The 18,576-nt window shown below is 71.0% G+C and carries 17 protein-coding genes and 2 pseudogenes; 14 read left to right on the forward strand and 5 right to left on the reverse strand.

Features of this window, described 5'->3' with window-relative positions; genetic code table 11:
- Positions 1–155: 155 nt before the first annotated feature.
- From allB to A6A29_RS08025, 3 genes are all read left to right on the forward strand, one after another.
- On the forward strand, positions 156–1,499 hold the full coding sequence (gene allB, locus A6A29_RS08015) for an allantoinase AllB (RefSeq protein ID WP_073719271.1): 1,344 nt from the start codon (positions 156–158) through the stop codon (positions 1,497–1,499).
- 2 nt (positions 1,500–1,501) lie between these two features.
- Positions 1,502–2,629 carry an allantoicase gene (gene alc, locus A6A29_RS08020; protein WP_073719272.1) on the forward strand — a complete coding sequence of 376 codons (1,128 nt, stop codon included), beginning with the start codon at positions 1,502–1,504 and terminating at the stop codon, positions 2,627–2,629.
- A 132-nt stretch (positions 2,630–2,761) separates the two neighbouring features.
- Positions 2,762–3,091 (forward strand): putative quinol monooxygenase, encoded by a 330-nt coding sequence (locus tag A6A29_RS08025; protein WP_073719273.1) that lies wholly within the window; start codon positions 2,762–2,764, stop codon positions 3,089–3,091.
- A 15-nt stretch (positions 3,092–3,106) separates the two neighbouring features.
- Here the strand turns inward: A6A29_RS08025 and A6A29_RS46310 are convergent.
- Together A6A29_RS46310 and A6A29_RS08035 are read right to left on the reverse strand one after the other, a co-directional pair.
- A pseudogene (locus A6A29_RS46310) lies at positions 3,107–3,322 on the reverse strand (aldo/keto reductase); the annotation flags it as partial.
- 481 nt (positions 3,323–3,803) lie between these two features.
- Positions 3,804–4,565 carry an SDR family NAD(P)-dependent oxidoreductase gene (locus tag A6A29_RS08035; RefSeq protein ID WP_073719275.1) on the reverse strand — a complete coding sequence of 254 codons (762 nt, stop codon included), beginning with the start codon at positions 4,563–4,565 and terminating at the stop codon, positions 3,804–3,806.
- Between the two features lie 281 nt (positions 4,566–4,846).
- On the opposite strand from A6A29_RS08035, the gene A6A29_RS08040 reads away from it, so the two are divergent.
- Positions 4,847–5,470 (forward strand): dihydrofolate reductase family protein, encoded by a 624-nt coding sequence (locus A6A29_RS08040; RefSeq protein ID WP_073719276.1) that lies wholly within the window; start codon positions 4,847–4,849, stop codon positions 5,468–5,470.
- Between the two features lie 9 nt (positions 5,471–5,479).
- Here the strand turns inward: A6A29_RS08040 and A6A29_RS08045 are convergent, their stop codons facing one another.
- Positions 5,480–6,187, reverse strand: a complete 708-nt coding sequence (locus A6A29_RS08045) for a TetR/AcrR family transcriptional regulator (RefSeq protein WP_241838375.1) — start codon at positions 6,185–6,187, stop codon at positions 5,480–5,482.
- A 193-nt stretch (positions 6,188–6,380) separates the two neighbouring features.
- On the opposite strand from A6A29_RS08045, the pseudogene A6A29_RS08050 reads away from it, so the two are divergent.
- Positions 6,381–7,309, forward strand: a pseudogene (locus tag A6A29_RS08050) (DMT family transporter).
- Positions 7,310–7,373: 64 nt separating this feature from the next.
- Here the strand turns inward: A6A29_RS08050 and A6A29_RS08055 are convergent.
- Positions 7,374–7,577, reverse strand: coding sequence for a hypothetical protein (locus A6A29_RS08055; RefSeq protein WP_073719277.1), 204 nt, complete (start codon positions 7,575–7,577; stop codon positions 7,374–7,376).
- A gap of 145 nt (positions 7,578–7,722) precedes the next feature.
- On the opposite strand from A6A29_RS08055, the gene A6A29_RS08060 reads away from it, so the two are divergent.
- The 4 genes from A6A29_RS08060 (at position 7,723) to A6A29_RS08075 (ending at position 12,278) form a co-directional block, all read left to right on the forward strand.
- Entirely contained in the window at positions 7,723–8,943 is a 1,221-nt protein-coding gene (locus tag A6A29_RS08060) for a sensor histidine kinase (protein WP_073719278.1), read from the forward strand.
- Positions 8,944–9,013: 70 nt separating this feature from the next.
- Positions 9,014–9,745, forward strand: coding sequence for a response regulator transcription factor (locus tag A6A29_RS08065; RefSeq protein WP_073719367.1), 732 nt, complete (start codon positions 9,014–9,016; stop codon positions 9,743–9,745).
- Positions 9,746–9,772: 27 nt separating this feature from the next.
- Entirely contained in the window at positions 9,773–10,945 is a 1,173-nt protein-coding gene (locus A6A29_RS08070) for a cytochrome P450 family protein (RefSeq protein WP_073719279.1), read from the forward strand.
- 136 nt (positions 10,946–11,081) lie between these two features.
- Positions 11,082–12,278, forward strand: coding sequence for a cytochrome P450 family protein (locus A6A29_RS08075; RefSeq protein WP_073719280.1), 1,197 nt, complete (start codon positions 11,082–11,084; stop codon positions 12,276–12,278).
- 110 nt (positions 12,279–12,388) lie between these two features.
- On the opposite strand, the gene A6A29_RS08080 is transcribed toward A6A29_RS08075, so the two are convergent.
- Positions 12,389–13,402 carry a Gfo/Idh/MocA family protein gene (locus A6A29_RS08080; RefSeq protein WP_073719281.1) on the reverse strand — a complete coding sequence of 338 codons (1,014 nt, stop codon included), beginning with the start codon at positions 13,400–13,402 and terminating at the stop codon, positions 12,389–12,391.
- Between the two features lie 121 nt (positions 13,403–13,523).
- On the opposite strand from A6A29_RS08080, the gene A6A29_RS08085 reads away from it, so the two are divergent.
- The 5 genes from A6A29_RS08085 to A6A29_RS08105 all read left to right on the forward strand — a co-directional run bounded on the left by A6A29_RS08085 (position 13,524) and on the right by A6A29_RS08105 (position 18,568).
- On the forward strand, positions 13,524–14,282 hold the full coding sequence (locus tag A6A29_RS08085) for a GntR family transcriptional regulator (RefSeq protein ID WP_073719282.1): 759 nt from the start codon (positions 13,524–13,526) through the stop codon (positions 14,280–14,282).
- Positions 14,283–14,500: 218 nt separating this feature from the next.
- Positions 14,501–15,499: a sugar ABC transporter substrate-binding protein gene (locus A6A29_RS08090; RefSeq protein ID WP_073719283.1), complete on the forward strand. Its 999-nt coding sequence runs from the start codon at positions 14,501–14,503 to the stop codon at positions 15,497–15,499.
- Between the two features lie 152 nt (positions 15,500–15,651).
- Positions 15,652–16,662 (forward strand): sugar ABC transporter substrate-binding protein, encoded by a 1,011-nt coding sequence (locus tag A6A29_RS08095; protein WP_443333351.1) that lies wholly within the window; start codon positions 15,652–15,654, stop codon positions 16,660–16,662.
- A complete protein-coding gene (locus tag A6A29_RS08100) occupies positions 16,659–17,741 on the forward strand; it encodes an ABC transporter permease (protein ID WP_073719285.1) in 1,083 nt (360 codons plus the stop codon). The genes A6A29_RS08095 and A6A29_RS08100 overlap by 4 nt, the downstream gene beginning before the upstream one ends.
- Positions 17,708–18,568, forward strand: a complete 861-nt coding sequence (locus A6A29_RS08105; protein ID WP_073719286.1) for an ATP-binding cassette domain-containing protein — start codon at positions 17,708–17,710, stop codon at positions 18,566–18,568. The genes A6A29_RS08100 and A6A29_RS08105 overlap by 34 nt, the downstream gene beginning before the upstream one ends.
- Positions 18,569–18,576 lie beyond the last annotated feature (8 nt).

Genomic DNA, 18,576 nt, shown 5'->3' on the forward strand with positions numbered 1-18,576 from the left:
CCGTTGTTCCATGCTACGTTCCGCCCTCCGAAATTTTCCTTCTACTTTGTGGAAATCTCCAGTAGGGGCGACGGGGCGAGCGGGGTCTTGACGGAGCGGATTCCCGAGTGAAGACTCCTTCAACAGTTCGTTGAATTCTTGAGTGAGGAGCACGGGTGTCCGGTCCGGACGTGAACCTGATACTGCGCTCGACGCGCGTCGTCACCCCCGATGGCACGCGCCCCGCGTCGGTCGCCGTCGCCGGTGGGACGATCGAGGCGGTCCTGCCGTACGACGCCGAGCCGCCCGCCGGCGCCCGGCTGGAGGACTTCGGCGACGATGTCCTGCTGCCCGGACTCGTCGACACGCACGTCCATGTGAACGACCCCGGCCGCACGGAGTGGGAAGGCTTCTTCACCGCCACCCGGGCAGCCGCGGCGGGCGGCATCACCACCCTCCTGGACATGCCGCTCAACTCCCTCCCGCCGACCACCACCGTCGACCACCTGCGCGTCAAGCAGCGGGTCGCCGCCCCCAAGGCGCACATCGACACCGGCTTCTGGGGCGGCGCGATCCCGTCCAACACCAATGACCTGCGACCGCTGTACGAGGCCGGGGTCTTCGGCTTCAAGTGCTTCCTGTCGCCCTCGGGCGTCGAGGAGTTCCCGGAGCTGGACCAGGAGCAACTGGCCTGCTCCATGGCCGAGATCGCCGGATTCGGCGGTCTGCTCATCGTCCACGCCGAGGACCCGCACCAGCTGGCCGCCGCGCCGCAGCGAGGCGGCCCCGCGTACGCCGACTTCCTCGCCTCCCGCCCGCGCGACGCCGAGAACACCGCGATCGAGACCCTGATCGCCCAGGCCGAGCGGCTGAACGCCCGTATCCACGTCCTGCACCTCTCCTCCAGCGACGCCCTGCCGCTCATCGCCGCCGCCAAGCGCGAGGGCGTGCGCGTCACGGTCGAGTCCTGCCCGCACTTCCTCACCCTCACGGCCGAGGAAGTCCCGGACGGGGCAACGGAGTTCAAGTGCTGCCCGCCCATCCGGGAGGCCGCCAACCAGGACGCGCTGTGGGACGGGCTCGCCGACGGCACCATCGACTGCATCGTCTCCGACCACTCGCCCTGCACCACCGAGCTGAAGACTCCCGACTTCGCCTCCGCGTGGGGCGGCATCTCCTCCCTCCAGCTCGGCCTGCCCGCCATCTGGAGCGAGGCCCGCAGGCGTGGCCACTCCCTCGACGACGTGGCCCGCTGGATGTCGGCGGCCCCCGCGGCCCTGGCCGGACTGACCCGCAAGGGCGCCATCGAGGCCGGACGCGACGCCGACTTCGCCGTCCTCGCCCCCGAGGAGACCTTCACCGTCGACCCGGCCGAACTCTTCCACCGCAACCAGGTCACCGCCTACGCGGGCAGGGCCTTGCACGGCGTCGTGAAGTCCACCTGGCTGCGTGGTGTCCGCATAGCGGCGGACGGCGTACTCGCCGAACCCACCGGCCGCCTCCTGGAAAGGACCCACTGACCATGACGGACGCGGCGATACCGCACTTCACCGGCGACGCGAGCCCCTACGCGGGCGGCGACCCGTACGCCGACCACCGCACCGCCGACTTCCCCTTCAGCCATCTCGTCGACCTCGCCGACCGGCGGCTCGGCGCCGGAGTGATCGCCGCCAACGACGAGTTCTTCGCCGAGCGCGAGAATCTGCTGAAGCCGGAGCCCGCCGAGTTCGACCCGGAGCACTTCGGGCACAAGGGCAAGATCATGGACGGCTGGGAGACCCGCCGCCGGCGCGGCGTGAGCGCCGCGGAGCCGCACCCCACCGACGAGGACCACGACTGGGCACTGGTGCGGCTCGGCGCGCCCGGTGTCGTCCGGGGGATCGTCGTCGACACCGCCCACTTCCGCGGCAACTACCCGCAGGCGGTCTCCGTCGAAGCGGCCTCCGTCGCCGGTTCCCCGTCCCCCGGGGAACTGCTCGCCCCCGACGTGAAGTGGACAACGCTCGTTCCCCGTACGGCCGTCGGCGGCCACGCCGCCAACGGGTTCGCGGTCGACGCCGGAGCCCGCTTCACCCACCTGCGGGTCAACCAGCACCCGGACGGCGGAATCGCCCGGCTCCGCGTGTACGGCGAAGTCGCCCCGGACCCCGCCTGGCTGGCCGCCCTCGGCACCTTCGACCTCGCGGCCCTGGAGAACGGCGGGCAGGTCGAGGACGCCTCCGACCGCTTCTACTCCCCGGCCACCCACACCATCCAGCCGGGCCGCTCCCGCAAGATGGACGACGGCTGGGAGACCCGGCGCCGGCGCGACAAGGGCAACGACTGGATCCGCTACGCGCTCGCCGCCCGGGCGGAGATCCGGGCCGTGGAGATCGACACCGCCTGTCTCAAGGGCAACTCGGCGGGCTGGGCGAGCCTTTCGGTCCAGGACGGGGACGACGGCGACGGCGAGTGGACCGAGATCCTGCCCAGGACCCGGCTCCAGCCCGACACCAACCACCGCTTCGTCCTGGACCAAGCCGTCCGGGGCACCCGCGTCCGGATCGACATCTTCCCCGACGGCGGCATCTCCCGGCTGCGGCTCTTCGGCTCCCTCACCGAGGAGGGGGCGGCCCGGCTGGCCGCCCGGCACGAGGAGCTGGGCGGCTGAGCATCAGCCGTCCGGTGCTCCGGTGTGCCCGATGAGTCCGGATACGAGGGCTTGTGTCACCCTGGTCGAGGTGCGGCGAGGTGCCCGTGGGGCGCGGCGCCGCACTCTCGGACGTCCCGACCAGGAGTTGCCATGATCTTCATCGCCGTCAAGTTCACCGTCCTCGTCGCCGAGCGCGACAACTGGCTTCCCGCGCTGGAGGAGTTCACCGTCGCCACCCGCTCGGAACCGGGCAACGTGTTCTTCGAGTGGTCCTTCAGCGTCGAGAACCCGAACCAGTTCGTGCTGCTGGAAGCCTTCGCCGACGCGGACGCCGGTGCGATGCACGTGAAGTCCGATCACTTCACGGCGGCGATCGAGACGATGTCGGAGCTGGTCGCCGAGGTTCCGGAGATCATCAACGTCGAGGTGCCGGGCGACGGCTGGTCGCGGATGGCGGAGGTCACCCCGCGCAACCGCTGACCCTTCCGGGGAGGCTCAGAACTCCTCGTGCACATCGGGGTCGCCGCCGAACCGCCGCTGCGGACCGGCGGCGACCCGTGCCATCTCCCGGGGCGTCAGCTCGAACCCGAACAGGTCCAGGTTCTCGCGCTGCCGGCCGGGGTCCGCCGACTTCGGGATCGGCACCGCACCGAGCTGGGTGTGCCAGCGGAGCACCACCTGGCCGGGGGTCACCCCGTGGGCGGCGGCGAGCCGGTGGCCGAGGCCCAGGGCCCCGGCCACCGCCTTCTCGGCGGCGTCGTCGTCCAGCAGCCAGGTACCGAGGCCGACCGCGGGGAGGGTGCGGCCGTCGTTCAGGGGGCGGGCCGGAGTCCGCGTCATGATCTCTCTTCCCGTTCGGCTTCCGTCCCTGACCAGGGTAGGGCGGGTACCGGAACGGGGCATGTGCGGCATGGCGAGGTGAGCGCATGGGGGTCAGGACCGCGGCTGATCCACGCGGAGACCAGCGATGTGTGCGATCTGCGACGGGAGCGGACCCCGGCCGCTGACGGAAGGCCGGGGTCCGGATCGCGCCGAGGTCCGCGCGGCGCCCGGGTCCGCATGGCGCACGGTCCGGGCCGGTCGGCGATCCGCTCGGCGGCCGCGAGGTCGTGGGTGATGAGCAGCGGCGCACATGCCTTCCGTACCGGGCGCGGGCCGGGGCCGCGCCCGGTACGGAAGGCGCCCGAGCCCGTCAGGCCGCGTGGCCGCCGTCCACCACGACCTCGGTCCCGGTGACGTACCCCGCCTCGGAGCTCGCCAAGTAGGCGATCAGGGAGGCGACTTCATCCGTCGTGCCGAACCGGGCGAGCGCGGTCGCCGAGCGCTGGCCCTCGGCGAACGGGCCGTCGGCCGGATTCAGGTCCGTGTCGACCGGACCGGGCTGGATCAGGTTCACCGTGATGCCGCGCGGTCCGAGTTCCCTGGCGAGCGGCTTGGTGAGACCGGACAGCGCGGACTTGCTCATCGCGTAGAGCGTGCCGCCGGGGCCGCCCGCGTACCGGCTGAGAGCCGTGCCGACGGTGATGACACGGCCCCCGTCGGCCAGCCGCTCGGCAGCGGTCCGGCAGGCGAGGAACACCGCGCGTACGTTCACGGCCAGCACCCGGTCGACGTCCGCCGTGCTGAGCGTGGCGATGGGGCCGAGGACGCCGATGCCCGCGTTGTTGACGAGGATGTCGAGCCGTCCCAGTGCGTCCGCCGCACGGTTCACGGCTTCGGCGGCGGCCTCGGCGTCCGCCGCGTCGCAGCGCAGGGCGATCCCCCGGCGCCCGTAGCCCTCGATCTTCCGGACGACCGCCAGGGCCGCCTCCTCGTCCTGTACGTACGTCACGGCCACGTCGACTCCTTCCTGCGCGAGCCGCAGGGCGGTGGCGGCGCCGATGCCGCGGCTGCCGCCGGTGACGAGCGCGGTCCTGGTGGTGGTGATGTCAGTGGAGCCGGTGGTGCTGGACATGCGGGATTCCTTGCCGATGGGCGATAGGGGAGTGGCGTCGCGCAGACCACGACGTCGTGTTGACCACGTCCTGCGGCGACAAGGACAAGGAAAGTCCTCCGGCGGCCCGGACACCGGCGGGAAACGGACAGCCACTTTGGAAGCGCGCCGGTACGCGGGTACGGACCCCTTCGCTCCGCTCGACAGGTGAGCCGATGAGTTACGGGCGAGAGTGGGGTCATGAGTGAGCAGGCGCCGGCCCTGTCGACGGGGCCCGGTGCGCGATCAGAAGGAGCACGGGCATGGCCAAACTGACTCTCACCACTTTCCTGACGCTCGACGGAGTCATCCAGGGACCTGGAGGCCCCGACGAGGACAGGGGCGGCGGCTTCGGGCAGGGAGGCTGGATCGTGCCGTTCGCGGACGAAAGCATGGGCCAGTTCATCAGCGAGGTGTTCGAGCGCCCGGTGGCCTTCCTGCTCGGACGGCGCACGTATGACATCTTCGCGGCGCACTGGCCCAAGGTCACCGATGAGGGGGACCCGGTGGCGGCCCGGCTCAACGGGCTGCCGAAGTACGTCGTCTCCTCGACGCTCAAGGACCCGAAGTGGGAGCACACCACTGTTGTCGACGGGGACCTCGCGGCCGAGGTGACCGGTCTGAAGGAGCGGATCGGGGACGGTGAGCTCCAGATCCACGGCAGCGTCCGGCTCGCCCAGGAGCTGATGGCACTCGATCTCATCGACGAGTACAACCTGCTGTTCTTCCCCGTCGTCCTCGGCACCGGTCGCCGCCTCTTCGCGGAGGGTGCACTGCCGACCGCGTTCGAACTGACGGCCGCACGCACGACCTCCACCGGCGTCGCGATCCACACCTACCGCCCCGGTGGCCGGGCGCGCTACGGATCGTTCGCCCTCGACGAGTGAGCCGTTGCGTCAGGGTGGCGGCGGCAGCAGGGACTCGTCCGTCGCGCAGGCGCGCAGGCGTCCGAGGATCGCCCGCGCCGCCTTCGTGTAGCCGATCGTGTTGTCGTGCAGCACCGACTCCGCGTTGGCCAGTTCGAGGAACGCGATGATCTCGAAGGCCAGTTGGGAGACGTCCGTGTCCTCGGCGAGTTCGCCGAGGGCGCGGGCCTCCTCGACCGTCTGCTCGACGAAGGTGACCCAGCCGGTCTGCGCGGACACCAGTGCGTCGTGCACCCGGCCCTCCAGGGCGTCGAATTCGGCGATGGTGGAGTAGAAGAAGCAGCCGCCGGGAAACACCCGCCCCCGGGAGTAGGCGATCCAGCTCTCGCACAGCCGCCATAAGCGCCCCAGACCGGCCGGTAAGGCCCTGGCGGGTTTCAGTACATGGTCGACGTAGATCGTGACGGCGTTCTGGACGGTGGCGAGTTGAAGCTCCTCCTGAGAGCCGAAGAGGGCGAACACGCCGCTCGTGCTCAGTTTCAGGTCCGTGGCCAGCCCTCTGAGCGAGATTCCCGCCAGGCCCTGTGTCGAGGCGACCGCCGCCGCGCGCCCGAGAATCAGCTGCCGGGTCCCGCTCTCCTTCCCGGTCCGCTCGGTCTGCCCGGTCGGGAGGGTCCGCTCGGTCTGTCCGGCCCGTCCGGTCTGCTCGGGCCGATCGTCCGGCCGCGATCCAGTCATGTGCCAACTCCGTGCGTCGAAGGGCGGGAGGCGTCATTCTAGGAGCGCCACCGGTAGGGGCGCCCGGTCCAGGAGACCGGCCGCTGAGAATGGTGTTCCCGTCGGCGGTTCCCGCCCGGTACCGTGACCGCTCCGCGTGTGAGCTGGCGAGGTCTCCACATCGTTTCCCGCTGTGGAGAACCAGGAGAATCAGGTGTCCTCTGTCGCCGTGCCCGTCCTCGCGCCGCCGCGCCGCGCCTGGCTCACCGACCTGCCCGTACTGCTGGTCGCCGTCGTCTGGGGCGCCAGCTATCTCGCGGCCAAGGGCATCACCACGACCCACACCGTCGTCGCCGTCCTCGTCCTGCGCTTCGCGATCGTGCTGCCGGTCCTGGCCGTCGCCGGGTGGCGGGGGCTGCGGGCGCTGAGCGCCGGGCAGTGGCGCGGTGCCGGGCTGCTCGGCCTCGTGCTCAGCGGGATCTTCCTGCTGGAGACCTATGGAGTGGTGCACACCTCGGCGACCAACGCGGGACTGATCATCAGCCTCACGATGATCTTCACCCCGCTCGCCGAGGCCGCGGTGACCCGGGTCAGGCCGCCCGCCCACTTCCTTGCCGCGGCGGGGCTCTCCGTCGCGGGTGTGGTGCTCCTGACCCAGGGGGGCGGGTTCACCAGCCCGTCGACCGGTGACCTCCTGATGCTGCTGGCCGCTCTCGCCCGGACCGTCCATGTCCTGGCCATGGCCCGTATCAAGGCGGTCCAGGAAGCGGATTCCCTCTCCCTGACCACCGTCCAGCTCGGCGGCGCCGTCGCGGTCTTCGCCGTCCTCGCCGCTGTTCCGGGCACCGGTTCCGCGCCCTGGTCGTCGCGGCGGACTTCGGTGCCCGGGAGTGGGCCGGGCTGATCTTCCTGTCCGTGTTCTGTACGCTCTTCGCGTTCTTCGTGCAGATGTGGTCCGTACGCCGCACCTCGCCCTCCCGCGTCAGCCTGCTGCTCGGTACGGAGCCGCTGTGGGCCGCCGCCGTGGGCATCACGATCGGCGGCGAGCGGCTCGGTGTCCTCGGTCTGTCCGGCGCGCTGCTGGTGCTGGCCGGCACGGCGTGGGGACGGCGCAGCGCGGAGGGAGCACCGGCCGCCTCCTGACCGCTCGTGCCCGAGGCGCGGTGTGCCACGGCATCCGGGATGCGGCCGTGGGCGCCGTCCGGGGTCATGTCCTGATCGAGTCCGCCGCGATCATCACCGCGGCCCCCGTCACCACCAGCACGATATTGACGAACACCCCGTACTCGCTCATGAAGTCGAGCCGCCGCACCACCGTCCACAGCCGGAACCAGCCGGTCCATTCGTAGAGGAGCCCGGCGGCGCCCTGGGCGAAGACGAGGAACCCGACCGTTTCGACGATTTTCTTCATGGGCCGAGCCTCCCGCCCGTGCCACCGCCCCCGCGTCGGCCACCGGTCGTCGCCCGCGCGCCGAAAGTCGCGGACCGTACGACTTTGGTCGCTTCCTGCCCCCGGCAGGCCCGTCGGGGCCGCTCACCCGCATAGATTTATCGATATGACCCGCACCGAGTACCGCTGGCTGCTGCCGTCGGCGATGGCCGAATCAGAGCTGCCCGACGACCGGGCACGGTCACGCCGCACCGTGCGGGACTGGGCCGTCGACATCGCGGCCTTCCTGTGCGCCGCGTTCGTCGGCATGCTCGTGGTCGGCGCGATCGACGCCGACCACACCACGCCGGACACGGTCGTCTTCGTGGACTCGCTGATCGGCGCGGCCGCGTGCTGCGCCCTCTGGGTGCGGCGGCGCTGGCCCGTCGGGCTGGCGGTGGCCATGATCGCCGTCGGCATCGTGGAGCCGGTCGCGGCGGGCGCCCTGCTGGTCGCCCTGTTCAGCCTGGCCGTGCACCGGCCGTTCAGACCCACCGCGGTCGTCGGCGCCCTCGCCCTCGCCGTGGCTCCGCTGCAGCCCTATCTGCGCCCGGACCCGGAGACCTCCTACCTCGCCTCGACGATCATCGGCGTGCTGCTCACCCTGCTGGTGCTCAGCTGGGGCATGGTCGTACGGTTCAGACGTCAGCTCGTCGTCACCCTGCGGGAACGGGCGCGCCGGGCGGAGGCCGAGGCCGAACTGCGCGCGGAACAGGCCCAGCGGCTGGCCCGCGAGGCCATCGCCCGCGAAATGCACGATGTCCTCGCCCACCGGCTGACCCTGCTCAGCGTGCACGCCGGAGCACTCGAATTCCGGCCCGACGCACCCCCGGCCGAGGTCGGCCGGGCCGCCGGAGTCATCCGGGACAGCGCCCACGAGGCGCTCCAGGACCTCCGCGAGATCATCGGCGTACTCCGAGCGCCCGGGGAGGGCGACGAGAGCCACCGGCCGCAGCCCACCCTCGTCACCCTGGACGCCCTGATCGCCGAGTCCCGGCCGGCCGGAATGAAGGTCACCCTCGACAACCGGGTGGCCGACCCCGCCACCGCCCCCGCGGCCACCGGCCGCACCGTCTACCGCATCGCGCAGGAGTGCCTCACCAACGCGCGCAAGCACGCGCCGGGCGCCGAGGTCACCGTCACCGTGACCGGCGGGCCGGGCGAGGGGCTCACGATCGAAGTCCGCAACCCGGCCCCCACCGAACCCTTCGAGCGGGTGCCCGGCTCCGGACAGGGGCTCATCGGGCTCACCGAACGCGCCACGCTCACCGGTGGCCACCTGGACCATGGGCACGAGGCCGACGGCGGGTTCGCCGTCCGCGCCCGACTGCCGTGGCCCGCCGCGTGATGCCGCGACCGCGGGGAGCGGCCGCGGGCTGTGTGCGGGACCGCCGCCGGAGCTGGCTACGGTGGCCCTCATGAACACCCCGATGTCTCCCACGCCCCCGGTGGCGCAACCGGTCCGGCTGCTCATCGTCGACGACGACCCGCTCGTCCGGGCCGGGCTCACGCTGATGCTCGGCGGCGCCGACGACATCGACATCGTGGGGGAGGGCGCCGACGGCCACGAGGTCGCCGCACTGATCGACCGGCTGCGCCCCGATGTGGTGCTGATGGACATCCGGATGCCCGGCATGGACGGGCTCACCGCGACCGAGGAGCTCCGCCGCCGCCCCTCGGCCCCCGAGGTCGTCGTCCTGACCACCTTCCACGCCGATGAACAGGTACTGCGGGCCATTCGCGCGGGAGCCGCGGGATTTGTCCTGAAAGACACCCCGCCCGCGCAGATCGTCGAGTCGGTCCGGCGGGTGGCCGCCGGTGATCCGGTCCTCTCGCCCGCTGTCACACGGCAGTTGATGAAACGTGCCGCGGGCGGCGCACCGGACGACCGCGGCAGCCGCGCGGACCGGGCGCGCAGGCGGTTCGACGATCTGGCCGAGCGGGAACGCGAGGTCGCCCTCGCCGTCGGAAGCGGCGGGTCCAACGCGGAGATCGCGGGATCGCTGTATCTGAGCGTGGCCACCGTGAAGACGCACGTGTCCCGGATTCTCGCCAAACTCGACCTCAACAACCGTGTCCAGATCGCACTGTTGGTGCACGACGCCGGGCTGCTCGACGAGAACGGTGGGGACGGGGTCGGCATACGCTGACCGGACCGGACCTGAAGGGGGCGGACCATGTCCGTGATCGATCTGCGTGATGTGCCGGACTTCATGGCGAATCCGTATCCGTACTACGCGAAACTGCGCGTCGAGGGGCCCGTGCACGCCATTCGCACCGATCAACTCGAACGGGCGTGGCTGATCGTCGGGTACGACGAGGGCCGGGCGGCCCTCGCGGACCCGCGCTTCAACAAGGACTGGCGGCCGACGGGGCGTTGGCCGGACGGGGACAGCGCGATCAGCACGAACATGCTGGAGCTGGACGCACCCCGGCACACCCGGCTGCGCAGGCTCGTCGCCCGTGAGTTCACCTCCCGGCGGATCGAGGCGCTGCGCCCGCGCGTCGAGGAGATCACCGCGGAACTGCTCGACGCGATGCCCGCCACCGGCAGCGCCGATCTCATCGACACGCTCGCCTTTCCGCTGCCGATGACCGTCATCTGCGAGCTGCTCGGGGTGCCGGACCTGGACCGGGACGCCTTTCGCCTGCTGTCGAACGGAGTCGTCTCGCCGACCCCGGAGCAGAAGGAGGACGACGCGGTCGGCGCCATGGGCGACTATCTGGTCGAACTCATCGAGGACAAGCGATGCTCGCCGGGCGACGACCTGATGAGCGCGCTGATCCGGGCGCGCGACGAGGGCGGCGACGGGCTGTCGCCCGACGAACTGGTGGGCATGGCCTTCCTGTTGCTCGTCGCGGGCCACGAGACGACGGTCAATCTGATCTCCAACGGGGTACGGGCACTGCTCGACCATCCGGCACAACTGGCCCTGCTCCGGGCCGACCCCGGTCTGATCGACGGTGCGATCGAGGAGACGCTGCGGTACGACGGCCCGGTGGAGACGGCCACGCTGCGGTTCACCCGCGAACCGGTGACGATCGGCTCCACCGTCATCCCGGCGGACGAAGTGGTGGTCGTGGCGCTGGGCTCCGGCGGCCGTGACCCCGGCCGGTTCCCGGACCCGGACACCTTCGACATCCGCCGCGACACCCAGGGACATCTGGCCTTCGGACACGGGGTGCACTTCTGCCTGGGCGCGCCGCTGGCCCGGATGGAGGCCCGGATCGCGATCCGGGCACTGCTGGAGCGCTGCCCCGGCCTCGCACGCGACCCGGACGGCGGGGAGCCCGAGTGGGTGCCCGGCCTGCTGCTGCGGGGTGTGCGGCGGCTGCCGGTGCGCTGGTGACGTCGCCCCGTACGCGCCGCCCACGGCCCGTGCGATCAGGTAAGCCATCCACCAGATCATCCGCCAAGCCAATTGCCAAGCCAATTGCCAAGCAATTCGTGCAGCCAATCGCCATGTCATACGGAAAGGAACCGTGTTGACCACCGAAGCCATGGTTGACCTCGCCGCACTCGGCGAGGACTTCGTTCGCGACCCCTACCCCGTGTACGCGCGACTGCGGGCCCGGGGACCCGTCCACCGGGTCCGCATACCCGAGGGCACTCCTGCCTGGCTCGTCGTCGGCTACGACGTGGGGCGCGAACTCCTCGCCGACCAGCGCCTGTCCAAGCAGTGGCAGAACGCCTCGCCCGCGCTGGGCGTGTCCAAGGTCTCCGCCGGTACCACCATGCTCAGCAGCGACGCGCCCGACCACACCCGGCTGAGAAAGCTGGTGACCAAGGAGTTCACCCCGCGTCGCATGGAAGCACTCGCGCCGCGTATCCAGGAGATGACGGACGAGCTCCTGGACGCGATGCTCGCACCGGAGGGCCGGAGCGCCGACCTCGTGGAGGGGCTGTCCTTCCCGCTGCCGATGTCCGTCATCTGCGAACTGCTGGGGGTGCCGTTCCTGGACCGGACGGCGTTCCGGGAGTGGTCCAACCTCGCCTTCTCGGCCGCCGCGGCCGAGTCCCGCGCCAACGCGACGGCGGAGATGACCGCCTATATGACCCGGCTCCTGGCCGGCAAGCGCGAGCAGCCGGGCGACGACCTGATCAGCGCGCTGATCCACACGTCGGACGGCGACGGTGACCGGCTCTCCGGTGACGAGCTGATGGGCATGGCCTGGCTGCTGCTCATCGCGGGGCACGAGACCACCGTCAACCTCATCACCAACGGCATACACAATCTGCTCGCCTATCCGGATCAACTGAAGGCTCTGCGCGCGGACTTCGGCCTCATCGACAACGCGGTCGAGGAGATCCTGCGCTTCGAGGGACCCGTCGAGACCCCCACGTACCGCTTCACCACCGAGCCGATCGAGGTCGGCGGCACGGTCATACCGGGCGGCGGGGAGCTGGTCCTCGTGGCGATGTCGGACGCCAACCGCGACCCCGCCCGGTACGCGGAGGCGGACCGCTTCGACATCACGCGGGACGCCCGCGGCCATGTCGCGTTCGGCCATGGCATCCACTACTGCCTGGGCGCGCCGCTGGCCCGTATCGAGGCCCGGATCGCCATCAGGTCGCTGCTGGAGCGCTGCCCGGACCTGCGGCTGGCCGCGGACCCGGCGACGCTGAGCTGGCGTACCGGGATGCTGATGCGGGGGCCGCTCACCCTGCCGGTGGCCTGGTGACGGCCCGCCCTGTGTGCGGGGCCCCCGGCCCGGCGGCGCCGGGCGGGCGGGTGACGCCGGGCGGGCGGGTGACGGCCCGCCGTAGGTGACGGCCCGCGGACGCCGGTCGGTCAGTCCCCGGGGATCTCCCGCAGGCTCACCGGCCGGCGTTCGCGGCGTGACACCTCGCACGCCTCCGCGATCCGCAGCGCGTGCAGCGCCTCCCGCCCGTCGCACGGATTGGCCAGCTCCCCCCGCGCCACCTTGAGGAACGCGTCCAGCTCCGCCTCGTACGCCGGCGCGAACCGTTCCAGGAAACCCGGCCAGGGCTTCGGCGGGGCGGCGGGGCCCTGCGGTTCCGCCGAGGTGAGCGGGGTGCGGTCGTCGAGGCCGACCGCGAGCTGATCGCGTTCGCCCGCCAGTTCCATCCGTACGTCGTATCCGGCGCCGTTGCACCGGGTGGCCGTGGCCGTGGCGAGCGTCCCGTCGTCCAGGGTCAGCAGGACCGCGGCCGTGTCGACATCGCCCGCCTCGCGGAACATCGCGGGCCCGGCGTCCGACCCCATGGCGTACACCTCGGTCACCTCGCGGCCCGTCACCCACCGCAGCATGTCGAAGTCATGGACCAGGCAGTCCCGGTACAGGCCGCCGGAGAGCGGGAGATAGGCGGCGGGCGGCGGCGCCGCGTCCGAGGTGATCGCGCGCACGGTGTGCAGCCGCCCGAGCCGCCCCTCCCGTACGGCGGCGCGGGCCGCGGCGAACCCCGCGTCGAAGCGCCGCATGAATCCCAGCTGGAGTACGGATCCCGCCGATTCGACCGCCGCCAGGGCACCCAGGGTGCCGGGCAGATCGAGGGCGATCGGCTTCTCGCAGAACGCGGGGAGCCCGGCGCGGGCGGCCCGTTCGATGAGACCCGCGTGGGCGGAGGTCGCCGAGGCGATCACCAGCGCGTCGACACCGCCGTCCGCGCCGGAGGCGAACATCTCGTCCACCGCGACGGCTCCGGCCCCGGTCCGCGCGGCGACCCCGGCCGCCCGGTCCCGATCGGCGTCCGCCACCACCAGTGAGTCCACGGCGGAGTGACGGCTCAGCGTCTCCGCATGGAAACTGCCGATACGTCCCGTTCCGATCAGTCCGATGCGCATGGCCTAAAGGTGACGTTCGCCCCTTCGTCATGTCAAGCGTTTGTCCTGACAAATGAGGGACCGTTCTCCCGCTGCACCGGCCACCATGGTTTTGTCCGGACAATCGAACTACGCTCGGCCCGTGACCGAACGAGGAACCGACCAGCCGCTCCCGCTGAGCGTGGACCGCACCAGCCCGGTGCCGCTCTACTTCCAGCTGGCGCAACAACTGGAGGCGGCCGTCGAACAGGGCCGGCTGGCCCCCGGCACCCTGCTCGGCAACGAGATCGAGCTCGCCTCCCGCCTCGGCCTGTCCCGGCCCACCGTGCGCCAGGCGATCCAGTCGCTCGTGGACAAGGGGCTGATGGTGCGCCGCCGGGGCGTCGGTACCCAGATCGTGCACAGCAAGGTCCGGCGTCCGCTGGAGCTCAGCTCGCTCTACGACGACCTGGAGGCGGCCGGTCAGCGCCCCGCGACCCGCGTCCTGCGCAACACCCTCGAACCCGCCGGTGCCGAGGTCGCCGCCGCCCTCGGCGTCGCGGAGGGCAGCGAGGTCCACCTCGTCGAGCGGCTGCGGTACGCGCACGACGAGCCGGTGGCACTGCTGCGCAACCACCTGCCCCCGGGCCTGCTCGCCCTCGGTACCGAGCAGTTGGAGGCCACCGGGCTGTACCGGATGATGCGCCTGTCGGGCATCACCCTGCACAGCGCCCGCCAGTCCATCGGCGCGCGCGCCGCCACCGCGCGGGAGGCCGACGAACTCCACGAGGCGACGGGCGCGCCGCTGCTCACGATGGAGCGGACCACCTTCGACGACACCGGCCGGACGGTCGAGTTCGGCTCGCACGTCTACCGGGCCGCGCGGTACGCGTTCGAGTTCCAGCTGCTCGTACGCTCCTGACCGCGACCGACCCGACCGATCCGACCGACCCGGCCCGACCAGGCCGACCAGACCCGACCAGGCCGACCAGACCAGACCAGGCCGGACCTGTCTGGCCCGGCCCGCTCGGCTCCGTAGCCCGGTGTCATGTTCGGACCAACTATTGACGGTGGTCATACAACGCCGCTAGAACTCCTCCAGCCGCACTCCGGCGGCCGGGGAGAGAAGGCGGACCCACCTTGCGTACGACTCGCACGGCAGCAGTCCTGATCGCCGCAGTCGCCCTCACCGTCGCCGGATGCAGCGGCTCCGGCGGAAAGAACTCCGAGGACACCTCCGGCAGCGGCGGCGGGGGCGGCGGCAGGACGGTCTCCACGCCCCGGATGAAGATCGCGATGGTGACGCACTCGGGGGAGGGCGACACCTTCTGGGACATCGTCCAGAACGGTGCCGAACAGGCCGCGGCCAAGGACAACGTCGAATTCCTGTACTCCGCGAACAAGGAGGGCAGGGAACAGGCCCAGCTCGTCCAGGCCGCCATCGACCAGAAGGTCGACGGCATCGTCGTCACCCTCGCCAAACCCGAAGCGGTCAAGGCCGTCGTCGCCAAGGCCGTGAGAGCGGGCATCCCCGTCGTCACGATCAACTCCGGGGCACGGTTCTCCACCGAGGTCGGCGCACTGGGCCACATCGGGCAGGACGAGGCCGTGGCGGGCGAGGCCGTCGGCAGCGAGCTGAACGCGCGCGGCCGGAAGAAGGCCGTCTGCGTCATCCACGAACAGGGCAACGTGTCACTCGAAGAGCGCTGCGCCGGAGTGGCCAAGACCTTCGGCGGGACCGTCGAGAACCTCAACGTCGAAGGCACCAACATGCCCGCCGCCACCTCCTCCATCGAGGCCAAGCTCCAGGCGGACACGGGCATCGACGCGATCGTCACCCTCGGCGCCCCCTTCGCCGCCGCCTCCGTCAAGGCCAAGAAGGGCTCCGGTTCCACCGCGGAGGTCGACACCTTCGACCTCAACGCCGAAGTGGTCGGGCGCCTCAAGGCCGAGGAGGTCGGCTTCGCCGTCGACCAGCAGCCCTACCTCCAGGGCTATCTCGCCGTCGACGGACTGTGGCTCAACCGGACCAACGGAAATGTCGTCGGCGGCGGGAAGCCGGTGCTCACCGGACCGGCGATCGTCACCGCGAAGGACGTACCGGAGCTGGAGAAATTCACCGCGCGCGGCACCCGGTGAACCGCCGGCGCGCCACCGCGACCCGCCCCCGCCCGGCCCCTGCCGGGCGATGCCGTGCGGGGCTCGGGGATACTTGGGCAGCCGGGCCGGGACAGCGCTCCCCCCGGCTCCTCCAAGCAGCACAGCGAGCAGCACAAGAAGGGCACGGCGTCGTGGCAAGGGTTCGGACAGGGGTACGCGCGATGGGCGCCGTGCTGGCAGCGGTGCTCGGCGCCTCCCTCGTGGGATGCAGCAGCACCGGTGGCAAGCGGGCGGAAGAACGCGCGGCCGAGGCCGCCGAGGGCCGGTCCGCGGTGACCACACCCCGCTGGACCTTCGCCATGGTCACCCACTCGGGCGACGGCGACACCTTCTGGGACATCGTCCAGAAGGGCTCCGAGCAGGCGGCCGTCAAGGACAACATCAACTTCCTGTACTCGCACAACGACGAGGCGCAGCAGCAGGCCCAGCTCGTCCAGACCGCCATCGACAAGAAGGTCGACGGGCTGATCGTCACGCTCGCCAAGCCCGACGCCATGAAGGCCGTGGTGGCCAAGGCCGTCAAGGCCGGTATCCCGGTCATCACGGTGAACTCGGGCTCCGCGGAGTCCAAGGCGTTCGGCGCCCTCACCCACATCGGCCAGGACGAGTCCATCGCCGGTGAGGCCGTCGGCGACGAGCTGGACAAGCGGGGCCGCAAGAAGGCCCTGTGCATCCTGCACGAGCAGGGCAACGTCGGCCATGAGCAGCGCTGCGCGGGGGCGAAGAAGTCCTTCGCCGGCACGATGCAGAACCTGTACGTCGACGGCACCAACATGCCCGATGTCCAGGCGTCCATCGAGGCCAAGCTCCAGGCCGACAAGAGCATCGACGCGGTCGTCACCCTCGGCGCGCCGTTCGCCGACGCCGCCGTCCAGGCCAAGGCGACCGCGGGCAGCACGGCGGAGATCGACACCTTCGACCTGAACGCCAAGGTCGCCGCCGGGCTCAAGGAGAAGAAGCTCGGCTTCGCCGTCGACCAGCAGCCCTACCTCCAGGGCTACGAGGCCGTCGACCTGCTCTGGCTCTACCGCTACAACCGCAATGTGCTCGGCGGCGGCCTGCCCGTCCTGACCGGCCCGCAGGTCATCACGTCCGACGACGCCGACGCGCTCGCCGCATACACGAAGCGGGGGACCCGATGAGCGGGACCGGACAGCCCGCGGCTCCGGCCCCGGCTCCGGCTCCGGCCCCGTCCAAGGGCGGTGCCGACGAGCGGCTGCTCCGCACCTCGCCGCTGCGCAGGCTGCTCGGCCGTCCCGAGCTCGGTTCGGTCGTCGGCGCGGCGGCCGTCTTCCTTTTCTTCACGATCGTCGCGGACAGCTTCCTCCAGGCATCCAGCCTGGGCACGGTGCTGTACGCGGCCTCCACCATCGGGATCATGGCGGCGCCGGTGGCGCTGCTGATGATCGGCGGCGAGTTCGACCTCTCCGCCGGTGTGCTGGTCACCAGCTCCGCGCTGATCTCCTCGATGTTCAGCTACCAGATGACGGCCAACGTCTGGGTCGGCGTCTTCGTGTCCCTGCTGGTCACCCTGGCCGTCGGCGCGTTCAACGGCTTCATGCTGACCCGAACCAAGCTGCCGAGCTTCATCATCACGCTCGGTACGTTCCTGATGCTGACCGGACTCAACCTCGGTTTCACCAAGCTGATCAGCGACACCGTCTCGACCAAGGCGATCGGCGACATGGAGGGCTTCGAATCGGCCCGCAAGGTGTTCGCCTCCCAGCTGACGATCGGTGACGTCGAGTTCAAGGTCACCATCCTGTGGTGGGCGGCGCTCGTCGCGGTCGCCACCTGGATCCTGCTCCGTACCCGCTTCGGCAACTGGATCTTCGCCGTCGGCGGTGAGGCCGACGCGGCCCGCGCGGTCGGCGTCCCGGTGATCCGTACGAAGATCGGCCTCTACCTCGGCGTGGCCTTCGCCGCCTGGGTCTCCGGGCAGCACCTGCTGTTCAGCTACGACGTCGTCCAGTCCGGCGAGGGCGTCGGCAACGAGCTGACGTACATCATCGCGGCCGTCATCGGCGGCTGCCTGATCACCGGCGGCTACGGCTCCGCGATCGGCTCCGCGGTCGGTGCCTTCATCTTCGGCATGACCAGCAAGGGCATCGTGTACGCGGAGTGGAACCCGGACTGGTTCAAGTTCTTCCTGGGAGCGATGCTGCTCCTGGCCACCCTGCTCAACGCATGGGTACGCAAGCGCGCGGAGGCGACAAAGTGACGGCCGACCGGGCACTCGTCGAGCTGGCCGACGTAGCCAAGTTCTACGGCAACATCAAGGCGCTGGAACACGTCTCGCTGGTGGTCCACGCGGGCGAGATCACCTGTGTCCTCGGCGACAACGGGGCCGGCAAGTCCACGCTCATCAAGATCATCGCGGGGCTGCACCGGCACGACGCCGGGACCTTCCTGATCGATGGCGAGGTGACCACCCTCGCCAACCCGCGCGACGCCCTGGACCGGGGCATCGCCACCGTCTACCAGGACCTCGCCGTCGTCCCCCTCATGCCGGTCTGGCGGAACTTCTTCCTCGGCTCCGAGCCGACGATCGGCTCCGGGCCCCTCAAGCGCCTCGATGTGCGCCGGATGCGCGAGACGACCCGCTCCGAGCTGCTGCGCATGGGGATCGACCTGCGCGACGTCGACCAGCCGATCGGCACCCTGTCCGGCGGCGAGCGCCAGTGCGTGGCGATCGCCCGCGCCGTCTACTTCGGCGCCAAGGTCCTCGTCCTGGACGAGCCGACGGCGGCACTCGGCGTCAAGCAGTCCGGTGTCGTCCTCAAGTACGTCGCGGCCGCCAGGGACGCCGGGCTCGGCGTGGTTCTCATCACGCACAACCCGCACCACGCCTACCTCGTGGGGGACCGGTTCGTGCTGCTCAAGCGCGGCGCGATGTCGGGCAGCCACACCAAGGACGAGATCACCCTGGACGAGCTCACCCGCCAGATGGCGGGCGGCAGCGAGCTCGACGAGCTCAGCCACGAGCTGGAGCGCACCCCCGCGCCCGGCCGTCCCGAGGGGCCCGGGGCGGGCGACGGCACGCCGTAGTGGAGGCA

The sequence above is a fragment of the Streptomyces sp. TSRI0281 genome (assembly GCF_001905125.1).
GTDB lineage: Bacteria > Actinomycetota > Actinomycetes > Streptomycetales > Streptomycetaceae > Streptomyces.